The organism is Companilactobacillus sp. FL22-3 (assembly GCF_054881455.1).
Genome location: NZ_JBTYYZ010000009.1, coordinates 106,153 through 124,614, shown reverse-complemented (window position 1 = coordinate 124,614; position 18,462 = coordinate 106,153). Strand labels below are relative to the sequence as shown.

Sequence of the window (18,462 nt, the reverse complement as noted above, 5' to 3'; positions counted from 1 at the left end):
TAATTTATTGTAATAATGTTCGTAAATGCATAGCAAAAAGAGTTTATTTTAAGAAAAACATTCAGTTTTATAGATAAATCAAACATGCCACGTTAAAAATTATTACTCAGATTTATTTAATACAGAAGGAGCTTCATAATGAATATTTTAATTGCTTTAATTCCAGCCCTAGGTTGGGGTTTCATGCCAATCATTACTGGTAAAGTCGGCGGTTCACCAGTCAACCAAATGTTTGGTATCGGTGCGGGAGCAACTATTGTCGGTTTAATCTCATTTTTAATAACACAACCAAGTGTTAGTGCTCAAGCATTTTGGTTCTCAGTTCTCTGTGGTTCCTTGTGGACGATCGGCCAAATTGGTCAATTTATTTCTTTCAAACGAATCGGTGTTTCCGGAACAGTTCCACTTTCAACCGTATTTCAGCTCGTTGGTAATTCAATCATCGGTGTTTTGATTTTTGGTGATTGGGCCGGAGTTCATGCTAAAATCGTTGGTTTCATCGCTTTAGCCATCGTAGTTATCGGAGCTTTGTTAACTTCAGTTAGTGACAATGCCTCTGGTCAAAAGATGCAACTAAGGGATGCCTTGTTCCTACTATGTACTACAGTAGGATTTTGGATCTATTCATCATTTCCAAATATGCCTATCGTTAAGGCAGAAAGTCCTACCGGAATATTCTTGCCAGAAATGTTAGGTATCTTATTAGGATCAATTATCTACGCCTTATTTACTGATAAGAATTCCTTTAAAGAAAAACAACAATATCAAAATATTATTGCCGGAGTTGCTTGGGGAATTGCAGCCTTTGCTTACATTTTCTCAGCCAAAGCCAACGGTAATACATCAGCATTCATCTGGACACAATTAAACGTTGTGATTGGAACATTTGGTGGTATTTTTGTACTTCATGAACAAAAGAGCCACCGCGAATTAACCTTTACAATTTTAGGAATTATTTTGATTGTTGTGGGTAGTGTCGCAACTTCATTTGCATAAGGAGTACAATCCAAAAGGGGTTGTACTTTTTTTGGTTGTTTTTGTTAAACGTTTTCATTTATAATTTATTGGTGATGATTTTTGGAGTGGTATTGGTTCACTGCCGTCATCCGCTCCAGTTCTGGGGGATATGGAACGTGGTGGGCCGACTTGGAGCCCCTCAGCAAGCTGACGGTCTTCAAGCTCGACCTTTTACTAAATTGGCAAAAACCGCCAATTAAGTAAAATTTCACCACTGATATCCCCCAGAACTTCCGCTCCTGACTAGAGTTACTGCATAGTTTATTTGTTAGTGATATATATGAGAACTCTACATTTTTGATTGTGCTTAGTAGGAGTGGAAGCTGAAAAAACTCGGTGCTTAAGGGTAAAAGATAGAGGATAAGACAAAAAAATGTATTGAACTGATATATTCATATCAATTCAATACATTAGTAGTTATTAAAAACCTCAGTTCGTTTTGCTTTTAGGCTTTTAAGTTTTTGACCTTATTCTTTGCCTTTGAACTGGATTTATCTCTTGAACTTGTTCACTTGAGGGATATCCAAATATGTTTTAACAACCTAGGCTGTAGTGAGAGCTCTGAGGGGTCTAAGCCATGAAATTGTTCTTAGTGGGCGAAGCACACTTAGAACAAGGCTCGACTTTGAAACAATTGTGCATTTCAATTGGTTCAAAGCGATGCCCATGGCGTTCCAGACCCCTCAGAGCCGAACGGAAGCCGGCAGTGAACCCAACACCCAACCAACCTACTAATCAACAAATCCAAGAAAGAAAAGGAAACCAACATGATTAAGCATATTTTTTCAGACATGGATGGAACACTTTTACAAAGCAATTGTAAAATTAGTGAAAATAATGTCAAAGTAATTAAAGAAAGCCAAATTCCGTTTACATTAGTTTCAGCACGATCACCAATGGAAATGGTGGAAACGATTGATAAGCTTGAGTTAACAGAACCACAAATAGCTTTTAACGGCGGGTTGATTTTTCAACCTTTGGATCAAGGCTTAAAAGTGTTGCAGAAATCAACTATTGATCTAGCTAACTTAGAGCAAGTCTTGTTGACGTTGCAAAAAGAGTTTCCAGACGTTAGTTGTTCACTTTATGATCGAGATCATTGGTTAGTCGAAAAAATCGATCAGGGAGTAGAATATGAGGCTAAAGTAGGGGGATACCATCCAACTTTGACTAATTTTGTTTCATTATTAAAACAACCAGACCTCGAAATTTACAAAATCATGTTGATTTCCTTTGATTTAACAGAAATGAAAGCTCTAAATGAAAAACTCAGTGGCTTAAATCCTGATTGTTTATCTGTCACCCAGTCAGCCGAAAATTACTTGGAAATTACCAGTCATGCGGCTAAAAAGTCTATCGGTATCAAATATATTCAAGATTTAGAAAAACTCCGTAAAAGCGAAATGGCGGCTTTTGGCGATGGGTACAATGATTTAGTGATGCTCCAACAAGTCGGAACGCCGATCGTGATGGACAATGCTTTGCCAGGAGTAAAGGATTATGCAAAATATATTACAAGAGATAATGATACTGATGGTGTGGCTTACGGGATTCAACAATATTTGCAATAATTTATCAACTAAAAAAACACTGATATTCTCAGTGTTTTTTTAATACTAAGCTTTGAGAGCTTTGTATAATTGGTGAATTAGCGATTGACTTTCGCCATATCCAGTATAGATAAAGGAATATTTTTTATCTTGATAAGTGAAACTGACGCAATCAGTTCCATAATAATCTTCAACGATTAAATTTGTGATTTTAGCGAATGGAATGTCGATATGTTGTAAAACGTGCATGCCTCTGACTTTTGTCATGGACAATTTATCGGCAACTATTTTATAAATGACATAACCTTTGAAGATTGTATAATCTTTGTCTGCGATTTCCATATATGTAAACATAATAATACGATCTTCTTTCTAATAAAATTTAGTCATCAGTAATATTAAAATTATTGATTAATGCAAATTATATTTAATGCCGTATGGGAATAAAATTGGTAAGCCTTAATCCTGACGAATCGTCAAACTTGAGCTACTTCGTTGCCTTAATTTTGTAAATACGATAACTTTAGTGCGAAAAAATATTAATTTTATAATATTTTGGCTATCAGAAGGTGGCGATTGTGTATGATCGAAAAAAGCTTTGCCAGAAAATTAAGTGGGAAACCATTATTCAATAGTTTGGTCTTCGGTGCCGCAATTGGAGTGTTCATTTTTATTGTTTTTAGACAGGATATTGCAGCTGGTATCATTTGGGGTGAGACAGCTTTTTTGATTCTGAGCGGTTTGATTTATCCGCGCTATCTGCCAAGTCTTTACGGTTGGTGGAAGGTCAACAACGGGGCAATATCTTATTATGATTACAGTACCTGGTCTAAGCGGATCAAGTCGATTTTCTTTCCTTTTGCCCAAAAACAAAAATCTGTCAATTTTGAAAATATCTTATCTTATTCCTTAGTCCTTTCTAAGAAAAATGACCTCTGGACGCCACATTATATCCTGCTGAAACTCGATGACGGTCATGATGTTGCTTTGGACGTATCGTGGAACTTGTTAAAGTCTGGAGCCCCTCAAAAGGATGTTGAGTGGGTAGTGGACTTTATTACTTCAAAACTTAATCAAAAAACTGTTCAAATTTTACAAGTATAAAAAAAGCCATCTGATTTTGAAATCAGATGGCTTTAATTTTTTTAAAATAATTTTTAGTAGACTAGTTAATCTTCGTCATCGTCATCAATTTCTTCGTCAACTTTAATATCTTTCAAAGCTGAACGATCTTTTCTGACTAGACGTAAACGATTGAGTGAAACTTTTCCAAGTACCAATGGCACTCGTTCTTCGACTACATCACTGTATGATAAACCGAACCAGTTGGCAGGTGAAATAAATTTCTGGAGGAAGAAGCGCATGTGAATGACACTCTTCTTCAAGTTGCTGATTTTGGTATCTGGAGAGAGGACTTCTTTGATAATTACGAATGAGAAGTCGCCGACATCACGATCAGGAATCGTAGTATATTTCTGTGGCTGTGGTTTGATTTCGCCGTTAGACATCATATCGTTGACCACTTGCCGCAAATAAACATTAACCTTTTGATCAACTCTAAAGCCTAAGTATAGTTGTACACTGACCATATAATCAGTATCAAAAGTTTCCACACTGTAAGCAGCTGTATAAGGTTCATCAGTAACGTTAACAGTTACGAACCAATAGACTTGAGCTCGTTTGGGCCGTTTATCAAGAATAGAATAAAGAATATTTTTCTTGATGCGATAGCCATCGTGGATCTTAGTTAAGTAAACCAAGTTGGTTGTGTAAAGTGGATAGCTTGGGTCCTTACGAAGATCATTCAATTGATGTTTAAAAGCTAAGAGTGACACGAAGTGACTCCGATAAGTATTGTCATCTTTGAGACGTTCACCATATCTCCAAACGAACATAACCAAGATAAGTAAAGCAGCGATGAACATCGTAATGTAAGCACCATGGATGAACTTACTACTGTTGGTTACAAAGAAGATACTTTCGATGATAAAGAAGAAACTGATGATTACTGTGGTAAAGACTCGGTTAGCTCGTTACATCAATAACCATTGATGTAACAGGATAGTTGTCATCAACATGGTGATGGTGATTTCAAGACCGTAAGCATTAGACATATTTTCTGAAGTTTTGAAATAGAAAACAATGAATAAACAAACGACCCAGATAATTGAGTTAACTGTTGGAATATATAACTGACCTTTGAAATTAGTAGGGTAAAAAGTCTTTAATCTTGGGAAGATACGTAATTTAGTTGCTTCAGAGACAAGTGTATAGGAACCAGAAATTAAGGCCTGAGAAGCGATAATAGCAGCCATTGCCGATAAGAAAATTCCAAACAGTCTAAAGTCAGCTGGAATCGATTGATAGAACGGATTCATGGCTGAACCCATATTTTGCAAGGCGTGATTATCTTTAACGCTTAAAATCCAAGTAGCTTGTCCTAAGTAGCTGAGTAATAGACAAATTTTGACGAAGGGCCAACTAGTATAAATATTAGGACGGCCCACGTGTCCCATATCTTAATAGAGAGCTTCCGCACCAGTAGTGGCCAGGAAGATACTACCAAGGATGAAAACTCCTCTGATGTTAATAGGACTACGTAATAGTTCAAAAGCATAGTATGGATTCAAAGCTCTTAACATAGTCCAATCATGTGAAAGGTTCATGATACCCATTAAGCCTAAGAAAGCAAACCAGACTAACATGATTGGTCCAAAAGCACGACCGATCAATTGCGTTCCGAATCTTTGGATAAAGAAGAGTGTCGATAGAATGATCAGTGTCACGATAATTACTTGATTCTGAGTACTGATCAATACCGTATTATTAAAGGCAATTCCTTTTAAACCTTCAATGGCGGCTGTAACAGTAACCGCAGGTGTCATCATACCATCAGCTAAAAAGGTTGCCCCACCGATCATAGCTGGAATAATGAGCCATTTTGCACGTTTTCTAACCAAGGTGTAGAGGGCAAAAATACCACCTTCACCGCGGTTATCAGCTCGCAAAGCGATCAAAACATATTTAATTGTCGTTACTAAAGTCAGTGTCCAAAAAATTAAGGAAACACTGCCAAGAATAAAATCAGTGGACATCTTCTCTAGTCCACCGTTACCAACCATTAAAGAGTGCATAACGTATAGAGGCGATGTACCAATATCCCCATAAACAATTCCCAATGCAATTAAGAATCCAGCAATGCTTTTCTTTGAATGGGGGTTATTCTTTAATGAATTTAGTTGTGTCTTTTCCATATAATAATCTCCAAAAAATAAACAGTTCAACCGCGATTATAACATTCAAATTGATAGTATGAAACCACATTATTTTGGTATAGTGATTTATCGCATAGTCGTCAGCTGTTTGAAGTAGTTGGTATTAATTTGGATTAATAGGAACTAACAGAGCTGATTCATTTGCTTGAACTGTGTATTTAATATTTTGGTTTCCACGTACGGTCATTCCAAAGTCAGTTGCATATACAATTAATCCCAAACGGTGACCACTTAACAATTTGTAATAAGTGGGCTGTAACTCTACATCAAGATTATAGAAGACATTTGGTTCTAGTTCATCCACTTTATAATTGTTTTCACGGTTTTGGAGATTGAGATGACCTTTAGTTATCATTTTAAAAGGTGAGCTGGCAGCAGAAGTAAATTCACGTAAATCATCTTCACGCCAATCATAAGTTCCGGCTAAACTATTTTTTGAAAGGAGAGTTGGAGAAACAGTGAGGCGTTTTGCTTTTCCATAATCAATCAATTGAAAACTCAATAGACCAATATCCTGACTTGACGATACCTTCAAGTTGACTCTGGCCTTGCCATCAATAATCAAATCATTTTTGAGTGGCTCTGTTTGATAAGTTAAGTGATGTCCGGCTAGTTTAGCGTCGCCGGCAATTAAGTCATTTTCCCATGTGGCGTTATGCTTGGCATAATTGTCAAAGTCAATTTGAGGTAATTGATCATCAAAACTTTGAGTTGCTTCAGTAACTGGTGATGTAGTTAATTTATCATTCGATAAGTTGTACTTAACTTGTTGATTATCTGCATTAGACCAGTCTTTTTTGGCAGTCCAATTTTCTGTCTTAGTGTTGTCTTGAATGATGACATTAGGGATGATTTCCTTTGCCTGATTGTCTACTCCTAATAGTTCATAAGTTAACCAAAGATTGATAATATCGTTATAGTCGATTGAACGAAAGGCATTGATATAAATGTGTTGTCCTTGGTGAAGAATCAATTTCTGCGTAACGCCGTTATCCTTGATTCCATTCCAAAGTCTTTCCACATTTCTAGGCTTAACATTCCAATCGTTGAGACCGTGTACCATGAAAACATCAGCTTTAATATTTTTGAAGTTTTTATGATAGTTGCGGGCGTCCCAAAAACGATTGTAGTCTCCGGTGGTACGATCTTGACCAGTTTCAATTTGGTCGATTTGTTTGTCCCATTGGGATTTGATTTGGTGAAAATCACCTGGCTGTAGTCGCCGACTGAAAGTCTCTTCAGCTAATACATCGGCATCTTCACCTGGAAATCCTCCTGGGGCTATTACTAAGCCACCATCACGATAGTAGTCATACCAACTTGAGATAGCGGCTTCTGAAATAACTGTCTTTAAACCATCCACACCGGTAGTTGCGGCTGCAGTAGCTAAAGTACCTAAGTAAGAGCGGCCAGTCATGGCAACTTTTTTATTCGACCACCAAGCTTTGATTTCAATGTTATCAGTGCGATTAGTGAAGGCAGGTAATTGACCAGTTAACCATTTGATGATGGCAACGGTAGAAGTAGTCTCTTCGGGATCACCAGTCGTTCTGAAACCGTCAGAATCTTTGGTTCCAATACCTGCCATATAAACTACGGCAAATCCGCGGGCTAAGAAATAATCGTTAAGAGTGTAAGAACTTTCGCGTGAAAAGCTTTGTTCAGCTTTTTTGGTTTCACCATTGACCGTTCGAGGTTCTAGAATCTCAGCTGCCTTATCTTTGAATTCGATATCTGAGTACTGAAGTTGGTTTGGTTCTTTGCGTGTCAGTGGAACATTCACATTGTGAGTCAACTTTTCGCCAGTCTCATCATTAGTCCCTTGATTATATGGACTAGCAGTGTAAAGCACGGGAACTTTCAATCCGTTTTCAGTTTCGTAAGGACGCAAGATCTCGGCTTTTAAGAGGTCTCGTTTGCCATCATGATCACTGTCTTGTGGAGATTCAACATAAACGACTTCACGAATCAATTTGTGAGGATCGAAAACAGGTAAAGTTTTACCATTGAAGAGCAGTGGATGGGAAACCTTGCCATAAAACTTTGTGAAATAGCCTTTGGCTGCCAAAAAATCAATATAGGTTTGGCCAACTTTATTGTGAGTTGCTAACAGCCAATACCAAGCTGATTTTAATTCATCAACTGTAAAGAAGTCACCGTTATGGTCAGCAATCATCAATTGAATTTTTTTCATGGCCGAAATTGGATCATCAAACGTGAAATCAACGTCGGGATTGAATTTCAAAAGCTGTAACGCAACGTTATAAAACGCCGTTACGGATACTTGGCTAGCAGAATCAAGATAGTCGCTCAAGTTTTGATCAGTAGTAGCCATGTACGTTTTCAAGGCTTCGTCAAAAGTCGAAGAGGTTTTGTCTTCTAAGAAACTCTTGCTGAGGAAACTGATCCAAACTTGGATCGGATTAGTTTCAGCTTCATTGTCTTTATCGAGAAAACCAATTTCTCGCAACTCTTTTATTTGAGTATCAAAATCTGTTGGACGAATCGCAAATTGATTATTTTTCATACAAAGAACTTCCTTTCATGTTGGCTATATTATAGTGCAATGGGAGTGATTATTTCCACGTATATAAAAGAAGCCTGATAACTCGTTTAGCGTACGCTAACTTGGAGAACCAGACTTCTTGTATTGTGTTTGTGGTACATGAGAGTTAATAAAATTAAAAAGGCGAGTATAATTCGTGAGATTAGGCAAATGCTCGAAATCTAAGCGTCGTCTTCCGCTCTCTGATTATGCAAGTGCTCCCATTGGGTCCCATGGTGCTAAGACTTTTGGATCTTTTGATTCTTTATCGAAGGTTTCTTTGAGATCTTCTGGTAAGTACTTCTTGTTGATAACTAGTTGATAAACGAATTCGTTGAACCATGAATCGCTCATGACGAAGTAACCTTTGGTACCGACTTTTTCACCCCATGAATTTTCAACTTTCCACTTCAATGGATTGCCGTTTTCATCGAGATCAACACCGGTAATGACCATTGCGTGGGTCATCATACTTTCAATGTAATCAAGGCGTTGGGCTTTGGTCATCTTGAGGTCAGTGTTCAAGAGGCCTTCGAGGTCATAAATGTTAGTATCCATAATACCGATCTTACGGTCAGAACTTTGGCCAACATCACTACCGAACCAAACTGTTTCGCCGGCTTGTAGTTGTTTGACAGCTAATTTCTTGAAGTCATTGATTTCAAGGTTTAGGTGACGAACTTGGCGGCCGCCGACAACGTTTCCTAACATTTCAACTGTATAAACGTGATTGTATGGCTTATCAGCAGTTGGAGCATTGATAGTTGAGATATAGCTATCTAGGTCCCAGCCAACATATTTCTTAAAGAATTCTTGTGGTGTGATACCAGTTTCTTTGTGATAGTTCTTGTCGTCATCACGATAAGCCCAGTCGAATTTAGTAGGTGGAACACCAACTGTATAAACTAGGATCTTGTAAATTTCACTTAGTAATTCATTTTTCTTACGTTCAATATCTTCCTCAGATTTATTGTTGTTGACTAAGTCACGCAAGATGATAGCGTCTTTACGTAATTTCTTATTGAGGACGTTATTGAGTTCAGAGGAGTTTGTACGACTGAATGTATCTGGCATAACGGCCTTAGGAACGACACCATATTTTTGAACTAGAGCCATGACCATATCCCATTGACCACCGTCTTGTTGAGGGGTTGCCATTAGGAAGTCAACTTTACGGTCGCCAGTTGGCAATGCTGCTGTGTTAATAACATTTTCAAAGAAATAATTTGATTTCTCTAGTTTGTCCCAAAAGAGCATGTAGCCTTGTGACAATTCAAAGCCCTTGATCTTAAATTCCTTTTGAAGAGGGTGTCTCATCGTATTTAAGGCTGCAAAGACCCAGCAAAGTCCTGATTGCTTTTGATCGGCTACGCTACCAGTATCGATTTCAACTGAAAAAGTTGGGTCCATCGCTACTTTAGAAGCAATAGTTTCACTTGATTTAAATAGACCATTGTTGGCTACAGCGTTTTTAATAGCCGAAGAGCCAGGTGTGTTTTCGAATGCAGTTTTAAAGTTATCTAATTCTTGTGAAGTAATTTCTTTTGTCATACAATATATTCTCCTCTATCTGATATTATCGATTACTTTTGGTCCATCTGGGTAACCGACGATAATAGTATTAACTATATCAAGAAATAGGCCGTGTGCAACAATTCCGACCTGATGATCTAACCAATCGGCTAGTAGGTGAGGATGTTTGATTTCACCCATCTTTAAATCAATGACGTAATTTTTATTGTGCGTCAAGACACGTTCACCATTATCGTCCAAACGAAATTCTGGTTGAAGATTTTCTCTTTGCAAGTCTGTGAAAGTTTTTTCGCAACCGAACGGAATCACTTCAAGTGGCAAAGGAAAACTTCCCAGACTGTCAGCTAATTTAGATTGATCGACGATCCAAATATTCTTGGTGGAGTTGATGGCAACCATCTTTTCCAATAAGTGTGCTGCACCGCCACCTTTGATACCTTGATAATTTTTGTCGATTTGATCAGCACCGTCAATCGTTAGATCAATATGATCAACATCGTTTAAATTTTTAGTAGGGATGCCTAGCGACTGTGCTTGCTTTTCTGAACGTGATGAAGTCGTTACGGCAACGATATTTTTGATTTGTCCTGCTTGGTATCTTTTACCTAATTCCTCAATCATATAATAAACCGTTGAGCCAGTACCAAGGCCTACGACTGAGTCACTTTGGATAAAGTCGACTGATTTAATACCAACCGCTTGTTTCAATTCATTTTGATCCAATTACTTTTCCCCCTTGAGCAATTCTTGGTAATTTTCAGTCAATAAAAACCTGATTTTAGGGTCTCTTTCAAAGGCTGCTTTAGCATATTCGCATACTGGCACGATCTTGAGACCTTTCAAGTCGGCAAAGTCTAAAGCTGCATTCAACAGTTTACCGGCGATGCCTTGTCCACGATAAACATCATCGACATAAGTATGGTCAAGCGAGATAACACCATCTTTCACTTTGGAATAAGTGATCTCACCGACTAATTTGTCGTTTTCTTCATAAAAGAAACGGCCATCCTCATGTTTTAATTCCATAAAAATTACCTCCTGCTTTTTTATTTTAATCTTATACTACCCTATTATAAGAAGAAAGTCAGTGGAATGAATAGTTTTATAGCGTCTAAAATGCTATCATTTTACTTATCTAATGCTGAAGGAGTTTTCGATTTGACTAAAAAACGTGGATTTGAAATTGTAAAAAAATACGAGGATAAAGGAATCAATTTACCAATTCGTCAAACTAAAAATGCGGCTGGCTATGATATTGAAAGTGCTGAAGATTTCGTGGTCCCTTCCATTTGGAAATTCGGTGTGCTCAATGTTTTGAAATTTATTTTGAATAAAGGCAAAATGGACGACGATAAAATTGCAGAAGTTCAGAAATCAATTAAGCCAGTATTAGTACCGACTGGTATCAAGGCCTTTATGCAATCGGATGAAGTTTTGATCATTGCTAGTCGTTCAAGCAATCCACTAAAGCGTGGTTTATCGATCCCGAATGGTATTGGAGTAGTTGACGCTGACTATTATAATAATGATGGTAATGAGGGCGAGTTATTTGTGCAGTTGATCAATTTCTTCCCTGTCGATTACAAAGTTAAGAAGGGCGAACGTTTAGCTCAAGGTATTTTCTTGAAATACTTAACAACTGATGATGATGAAGGCGGATTAACGAAACGTCATGGAGGATTTGGTTCTTCAGGAATATAATAGAAAGGAACTGTTTAATTGGCAAAAGCTAAAACAAAATTTGTATGTCAAAATTGTGGCTACGTTTCACCTAAGTATTTGGGACGTTGTCCTAATTGTGGTGTCTGGAATCAGATGGTTGAAGAAGTTGACCGTCCAGAAGCCATTAAAGCTAGTGCAACTCCTAGTCGACGGGTCAGTGATCTAGAGGCTAAACCAGTTAAGTTGGGCGAAGTTTCATTTGAAAAGGAGCCTCGTGTTAAGACTGATTTAGGTGAATTGAACCGTGTGTTAGGTGGAGGAATCGTCCCTGGTTCACTGATTTTAATCGGTGGGGACCCGGGAATTGGAAAGTCTACTTTACTGACGCAAGTATCCGGTCAGTTGGCCAAAGATGGTAGTAAGGTGCTCTATGTTTCTGGTGAAGAGAGTGCTTCTCAGATCAAGATGCGGGCAGATCGCTTAGGTATCACTGGTGATAACTTGTACTTGTATCCACAGACAGACATGAGTTACATTCGCCAGACGATAGATGAAATGAAGCCCAATTATTTGATCATCGACTCAGTTCAAACAATGGATGAACCAGAAATCACCTCAGCAGTTGGTAGTATTTCTCAGATTCGTGAGGTTACTGCTGAATTGATGAACATCGCCAAGCAACAAAATATCACGGTTTTTGTCGTTGGTCATGTGACTAAAGGTGGAGCAATTGCTGGTCCAAAAATTTTGGAACATATGGTGGATACTGTTCTATACTTTGAAGGGGACACTCACCATAGTTATCGAATTTTACGTTCGGTTAAAAATCGTTTTGGATCAACTAATGAGATTGGTATCTTTGAGATGCGGACTAAAGGTTTGGTAGAAGTTGCTAATCCATCAGAGATTTTCTTAGAGGAACGGCTGGTGGATGCCAATGGTTCAGCCGTTGTCGTTTCAATGGAAGGTACTAGACCGATTTTAGTTGAGATTCAGTCATTGATCACGCCGACGATTTTTGGTAATGCGAAGCGGACCGCTACTGGCCTAGATCATAATCGTGTCTCCGTGATCATGGCGGTTTTGGAAAAAAGAGGCAATTTGATGTTGCAGAATCAAGATGCTTATTTGAAATCAACCGGTGGTGTAAAATTAGACGAGCCGGCAATTGATTTAGCATTAGCAATGTCGATTGCTTCAAGCTACAAAAATACTGGTATTGCTGGAACAGATTGTTTTGTCGGTGAAGTTGGCTTAACTGGTGAGGTCAGAAGAGTCAATCGTATCGACCAAAGAGTTAATGAAGCTGAAAAATTAGGCTTCAAACGAATCTTTATTCCTAAAAATAATTTGGGTGATTGGTCCAAAAATAATAAGATTAAAATAATCGGTGTCAGCACAGTTTTAGATGCAATGAATAAGATTTTTTAAATGAGGAGGTTTTTATGCGAAAGATTGTAATTAATATTATTTTCGCACTCTTAGGTATTGCGGTTGGGATTACCGTTTTACCAATTTTGTGGGAATTATCAGGTTTAACAGGAATTGCCTTTATCAATAACAACTATTTTGACGGACTTATTGGATGTATCATTTTTTATTTCGTGTCGTTTTTATTTGTTAAACCAATTTTAGATTTAAATAAGCAGATCGAACGTTATCTTAATTCGAGATCACCAGGATGGATCATTTATGGTTCAGTCTTTCTGATTGGAGGATTGGTATTAGCTAATATTATCTCGATTCCGTTTTATATGATGCACAACATGTTTTCTAATGTTATTCCCGTCATCTTGATGATTGTTTTCGGTTGGATCGGTTTTCGAATGGGAACTAGCCGCCGAAGCGATTGGAGTAATTTTTCACTTTCAAAGCGTAGCAATGCAAGTAAGTCAGAATCAAAGAGCGATGAAATAGCTTCTGAAGGTCAAGTTACTCGTAGATCAGCCAAGAAGGATTTTTATCCTTACAAGATTCTTGATACTTCAGTTATTATTGATGGCCGGATTCATCAATTAGCTCAGACTGGTTTTCTTGAAGGAAAATTAATGATTCCAGATTTTGTGGTGCACGAATTGCAATTGATCTCGGATTCAAGTGATAATCAAAAACGTGAGCGTGGTCGTCGTGGACTAGATATTTTGAATGAAATCAAGATGGATCAGACGATTCGCTATGAAACAACAACTAGAGATTATGATAATATTCCAGAAGTAGACATGAAATTACTTAAATTAGCCAAAGAAATCGGTGGTGCTGTCATCACAAATGATTATAATTTAAGTAAGGTAAGTGAATTTCAAAATGTTCAAGTACTTAACATTAACGAGTTAGCCAAAGTTTTGAAACCAATGGTTTTGCCAGGAGAAACGATGACTGTTAAAGTTATTAAAGAGGGTACTGAAAGAGAGCAAGGTGTTGCATACCTAGAAGACGGTACGATGGTCGTTGTTGAAGAAGGTAAATACTTCATTAACAAGGACATCGAAGTTATCGTAACTAGTGCATTGCAAACTGATGCTGGTAAAATGATTTTTGCAAAGCCTAAGCATTCAATGCATGGTATCCAGGAAAAGAGTAGTGCCAAGGAGAATTCAACAAACCATAACAGTAACAACAGCGGAAACAGCAACAATGGCCGCAATAACAACCGTAACCGCAACAATGGTAACCGGAATTCGAATAAAAACAACTCAAGAAACAAAAGGGGAGAACAAAAAAATGGCAAAAAAGTCAGATAATAAAATTCGAGTAAGATATGCACCAAGTCCAACAGGACATTTACACATTGGTAATGCTAGAACAGCTATCTTCAACTACTTGTTTGCACGTAGCCACAAGGGAACATTCGTAATTAGAATTGAAGATACTGATACAAAGCGTAACGTCGAAGGTGGAACAAAGAGTCAACTAGAAAACTTAAAGTGGCTCGGCGTTGATTGGGACGAAGGTCCAGATGTCGGTGGTGACTATGGTCCTTATCGTCAATCAGAAAGAAAAGATATCTACCAAAAGTATATTGATGAGTTACTCGAAAAAGGTTTAGCTTACAAATCATATCTGACTGAAGAACAACTAACAAAGATGCGTGAAGATCAGGAAGCTCACGGACAAATGCCTCATTACGAATATGAATTCGAAGGTATGTCTGAAGAAGAAAAAGCTGCCAAAATCAAGGAAGCTGAAGATGCTGGTTTACAACCAGTTGTCAGATTCCACGTGCCAGTTGGTAAGAACTACGAATGGGACGATATCGTAAAGGGTAAAGTTTCCATTGGTTCAGATACTATCGGTGGCGATTGGGTTATCCAAAAGCGTGATGGTATGCCAACTTACAACTTTGCCGTTGTTATTGATGACCATTTGATGGAAATCTCACATGTTCTTCGTGGTGATGACCACGTTGCTAACACACCAAAACAATTGATGATTTACGAAGCACTTGGTTGGGAAGCTCCTAAGTTCGGTCATATGACACTGATCATCAATACTGAAACTGGTAAGAAGTTAAGTAAACGTGACGAATCAATTCTCCAATTCATCGAACAATATCGTGAACTAGGTTACTTGCCAGAAGCTATGTTTAACTTCATTACATTACTTGGCTGGTCACCAGTTGGTGAAGATGAACTCTTTACAAGAAAACAATTTATCAAGATCTTTGATGAACATCGTTTGAGCAAGTCACCTGCTAAGTTTGATCAAAAGAAACTTGAATGGGTCAACAACCAATATGTCAAATCCGCTGACGTTAGCGAAATCACTGACTTGGTTTTGAACAACTTGATTGAAGCAAAACGAATCGAGGCTAACCCTTCAACTGATGAGATCCAATGGGTTCGTCATTTGACAGAACTATACATGCCACAAATGAGTTATACACAACAGATCGTTGAATTGTCAGATATTTTCTTCAATCAGCCAGAACACTTGACGGATGATGAACAAAAAGAATTAACAGATGACGATTCCAGAACAGCTATCGAAGACTTGAAAGGTAAGTTAGAAAAACTTGACCGTTTCACTGCTTCACAAATTATGGCTGCGATCCAATCAGTTCGTGCTGATACTGGTGTCAAAGGTAGAAAGCTTTATATGCCTGCCCGTATTGCCACAACTAGAACTATGCATGGTCCAGCAATTGCTGAAACAATTGAATTGTTTGGTAAAGAAAAAGCCTTGGCAAACATCGACAAGACTTTGAAAGAAATGAAATAGGCTCAAATAAAAATAAAAGTTAAAAGAGGTTGAAGGAAAACTTAGTTTGCCTCCAACCCTTTTTTATAGGTGAAGATTATGTTGAAAATTTTTAATACCTTAACGCGTCAAAAAGAAGAATTTAAACCAATAACACCTAATCAAGTCAATATGTACGTCTGTGGTCCCACTGTTTATAACTATATTCATATCGGTAATGCCCGTTCAATCGTAGCCTTTGATACAGTTCGCCGCTACTTGGAATTTTTAGGCTATCAAGTTAAATTCGTCTCTAATTTTACCGATGTTGACGACAAGATGATCAAGGAAGCTAAGCGTGAAGGAATCACTGTTCCGGAAGTGGCTGACCGTTTCATCAAAGCTTTTTATGAAGATATTGATCAGATCAATGTACAAAAGGCAACCATCAATCCTCGGGCAACTGATAATATCGCGGAGATTATTGATTTCATTAAAGATTTGATTGAGAAAGATTATGCCTATGAATCAGATGGCGATGTTTTCTATCGAGCTAGAAAGTTCAAGCACTACGGTGAATTGTCTGACCAAAATATCGACCAATTGGTAGAAGGTGCCAGTGAACACGTTGGTGATTCTGAATTCGATAAGAAACAAGATCCAATCGATTTTGCCCTTTGGAAAAAAGCTAAGCCAGGTGAGATCAATTGGGATTCGCCTTGGGGTGCAGGGCGTCCAGGTTGGCATATCGAATGTTCAGTTATGTCAACGAAATACTTAGGTGATACTTTTGATATTCATGGTGGTGGTCAAGATTTGGAATTTCCTCACCATGAAAATGAAATCGCTCAAAGCGAAGCTAAAACAGGTCAAAAATTTGTAAATTATTGGATGCATAATGGTTTTGTGACCGTTGAAAATAACGAAAAGATGAGTAAGTCTTTAGGCAACTTTGTGACTGTACACGACTTGGTTAAGACGGTTGACCCACAAGTTTTGAGATTCTTCCTTTCATCAACCCATTACCGTCGACCTTTGGAATATTCACAATCGAACCTGCAAAAAGCTGACGATAATTTGAGTAAGATCAAAACAGCTTATAACAACTTGAAGTTCAGATTGGACAATGCTGACGAAGACGACGATGACAGTGGTATGTTTACCAAAGTTGCTGTGATAGTTGACGCCTTCAAAGCTGCCATGAATGATGATTTCAACGTTCAAAATGGCCTTACTGAGATTTTCAATTTAGTAAGCTTAGCTAACAGCTATGCTACCCAAGATATAGTTGCGAAAAATAGTGCAAATGTTATCCTAGAAGCTATGGTTAATTTGACAAGTATTTTGGGTGTACAACTAGATAGTCAGCAAGACTTATCAGCTGAGATCCAGAAGATGGTCGATGAACGTGAGCAGGCTCGGGCAAATAAAGATTTTGCCACGAGTGATAAATTGCGTGACCAACTAAAAGATATGGGTGTGATCTTAGAGGATACACCACAAGGAACACGGTGGCATATTAATGACTGATGTTAAAAAATTTAATGGTGTAACTTTAGCTTATTTAGGGGATGCCGTTTACGAAGTTTTTGTGCGTGAACATTTGCTTTCTAAAAATATTGTTAAAGTCAATGAACTCCAACACCAAGCCAAACATTACGTTTCCGCCAAAGCTCAAGCTTCATTGATAACTTTGATGCTGGATAAGGATGTTTTGACAGAAGAGGAGATTCGAGTTTACAAGAATGGTCGCAATGCTAAAAAGCAAACAAAGGCCAAAAATACGAGTGTTGTCACATATCATATGTCGACTGGTTTTGAAGCCGTCTTTGGTTATTTAGATATTACTGGTGACAAAGAACGCGTTAAAGAACTGGCACTTTGGTGCATAAATGAAGTGGAGACAGGAGCAGCTGATGACAGACAATTCAAATAATACAGAAGCAAAAGAACTAGTATATGGTGTCCATTCCGTAATGGAACTACTAAAGTCGGCTACGGCCAATCAAAGGGTCAATAAGGTCCTAGTCCAAAAGGGACTATCAAGTGAGCACATTGCCGAGGCTATTAAATTGGCTAAACGTGACCGTTTGATCGTCCAAGAAGTTCCGAAGAATAAGCTAGATGATATTAGTGAAGGTGGCAACCATCAAGGAATGGCAGCTTATATTGCCCCTTATCAATACGCAGAAATGGACGATATCTTTAAGAATGCTGAATCTAAAGGTGAAGATCCATTTATTCTAATTTTGGATAAGATTGAAGATCCTCATAACTTAGGTTCAATCATGCGAACGGCTGACGCTGTTGGTGTGCATGGAATTATTGTTCCTAAGCATCGCTCAACTGGACTAACTGCTGTCGTAGCCAAAACTTCGACAGGTGCAATTGAACACGTCCCAGTAGTCCGAGTTACTAACTTGGTCAATACTATCAAGGACTTGAAGAAACGTAATATTTGGGTTTTTGGTACCGCTATGGAAGGTGACAATTACCGTAACTGGAATGCCAAAGGAGCTGTGGCTCTAATTATTGGTAACGAAGGTAAAGGCATTTCACCACTTGTGCTTAAACAAGCAGATCAAACTTTGAATATTCCCATGGTTGGACACGTCCAAAGTTTGAACGCTTCAGTGGCAACGGGTATCTTGTTGTATCAAGCTTTTGCCTCACGTCATGCTTAAAAAATTATTAAACGAATGAT

Annotated in this window: 15 protein-coding genes and 1 pseudogene; 10 read left to right on the top strand and 6 right to left on the bottom strand. The window is 38.0% G+C overall.

What is annotated here, in order from left to right; translation table 11 throughout:
* The first annotated feature begins 138 nt into the window (after positions 1-138).
* Both ACYT32_RS09525 and ACYT32_RS09520 read left to right on the top strand, forming a co-directional pair.
* A complete protein-coding gene (locus ACYT32_RS09525; RefSeq protein WP_395265787.1) occupies positions 139-996 on the top strand; it encodes a GRP family sugar transporter in 858 nt (285 codons plus the stop codon).
* Between the two features lie 788 nt (positions 997-1,784).
* On the top strand, positions 1,785-2,588 hold the full coding sequence (locus tag ACYT32_RS09520) for an HAD family hydrolase (protein WP_395265789.1): 804 nt from the start codon (positions 1,785-1,787) through the stop codon (positions 2,586-2,588).
* Positions 2,589-2,633: 45 nt separating this feature from the next.
* Here the strand turns inward: ACYT32_RS09520 and ACYT32_RS09515 are convergent, their stop codons facing one another.
* Positions 2,634-2,921, bottom strand: coding sequence for a hypothetical protein (locus ACYT32_RS09515; RefSeq protein ID WP_461793429.1), 288 nt, complete (start codon positions 2,919-2,921; stop codon positions 2,634-2,636).
* Positions 2,922-3,149: 228 nt separating this feature from the next.
* On the opposite strand from ACYT32_RS09515, the gene ACYT32_RS09510 reads away from it, so the two are divergent.
* Positions 3,150-3,671 (top strand): hypothetical protein, encoded by a 522-nt coding sequence (locus ACYT32_RS09510; RefSeq protein ID WP_395265791.1) that lies wholly within the window; start codon positions 3,150-3,152, stop codon positions 3,669-3,671.
* Between the two features lie 65 nt (positions 3,672-3,736).
* Here ACYT32_RS09510 and ACYT32_RS09505 read toward each other — a convergent pair.
* The 5 genes and pseudogenes from ACYT32_RS09505 to ACYT32_RS09485 form a co-directional block, all read right to left on the bottom strand.
* A pseudogene (locus tag ACYT32_RS09505) lies at positions 3,737-5,821 on the bottom strand (KUP/HAK/KT family potassium transporter).
* A gap of 124 nt (positions 5,822-5,945) precedes the next feature.
* A complete protein-coding gene (locus ACYT32_RS09500; protein WP_395265792.1) occupies positions 5,946-8,369 on the bottom strand; it encodes a Xaa-Pro dipeptidyl-peptidase in 2,424 nt (807 codons plus the stop codon).
* Positions 8,370-8,594: 225 nt separating this feature from the next.
* On the bottom strand, positions 8,595-9,938 hold the full coding sequence (locus ACYT32_RS09495; RefSeq protein WP_395265793.1) for a C1 family peptidase: 1,344 nt from the start codon (positions 9,936-9,938) through the stop codon (positions 8,595-8,597).
* A 15-nt stretch (positions 9,939-9,953) separates the two neighbouring features.
* Positions 9,954-10,643: a ribose-5-phosphate isomerase RpiA gene (gene rpiA / locus ACYT32_RS09490; RefSeq protein ID WP_395265794.1), complete on the bottom strand. Its 690-nt coding sequence runs from the start codon at positions 10,641-10,643 to the stop codon at positions 9,954-9,956.
* Positions 10,644-10,946 (bottom strand): GNAT family N-acetyltransferase, encoded by a 303-nt coding sequence (locus ACYT32_RS09485; protein WP_395265795.1) that lies wholly within the window; start codon positions 10,944-10,946, stop codon positions 10,644-10,646.
* Positions 10,947-11,036: 90 nt separating this feature from the next.
* On the opposite strand from ACYT32_RS09485, the gene ACYT32_RS09480 reads away from it, so the two are divergent.
* From ACYT32_RS09480 to rlmB, 7 genes are all read left to right on the top strand, one after another.
* A complete protein-coding gene (locus ACYT32_RS09480; protein ID WP_395265903.1) occupies positions 11,037-11,621 on the top strand; it encodes a dCTP deaminase/dUTPase family protein in 585 nt (194 codons plus the stop codon).
* An 18-nt stretch (positions 11,622-11,639) separates the two neighbouring features.
* Positions 11,640-13,013 carry a DNA repair protein RadA gene (gene radA / locus ACYT32_RS09475; protein ID WP_395265796.1) on the top strand — a complete coding sequence of 458 codons (1,374 nt, stop codon included), beginning with the start codon at positions 11,640-11,642 and terminating at the stop codon, positions 13,011-13,013.
* 14 nt (positions 13,014-13,027) lie between these two features.
* Complete coding sequence (locus ACYT32_RS09470) at positions 13,028-14,323, top strand: PIN/TRAM domain-containing protein (RefSeq protein ID WP_395265797.1); 1,296 nt, start codon at positions 13,028-13,030, stop codon at positions 14,321-14,323.
* A complete protein-coding gene (gene gltX, locus ACYT32_RS09465; RefSeq protein WP_395265798.1) occupies positions 14,304-15,800 on the top strand; it encodes a glutamate--tRNA ligase in 1,497 nt (498 codons plus the stop codon). The genes ACYT32_RS09470 and gltX overlap by 20 nt, the downstream gene beginning before the upstream one ends.
* A gap of 78 nt (positions 15,801-15,878) precedes the next feature.
* Positions 15,879-17,288, top strand: coding sequence for a cysteine--tRNA ligase (gene cysS, locus ACYT32_RS09460; protein ID WP_395265799.1), 1,410 nt, complete (start codon positions 15,879-15,881; stop codon positions 17,286-17,288).
* Positions 17,281-17,694, top strand: a complete 414-nt coding sequence (locus ACYT32_RS09455; RefSeq protein WP_395265800.1) for a Mini-ribonuclease 3 — start codon at positions 17,281-17,283, stop codon at positions 17,692-17,694. Before cysS ends, ACYT32_RS09455 begins: the two co-directional genes overlap by 8 nt.
* A complete protein-coding gene (rlmB, locus tag ACYT32_RS09450; protein ID WP_395265801.1) occupies positions 17,675-18,442 on the top strand; it encodes a 23S rRNA (guanosine(2251)-2'-O)-methyltransferase RlmB in 768 nt (255 codons plus the stop codon). Before ACYT32_RS09455 ends, rlmB begins: the two co-directional genes overlap by 20 nt.
* Positions 18,443-18,462: the final 20 nt, after the last annotated feature.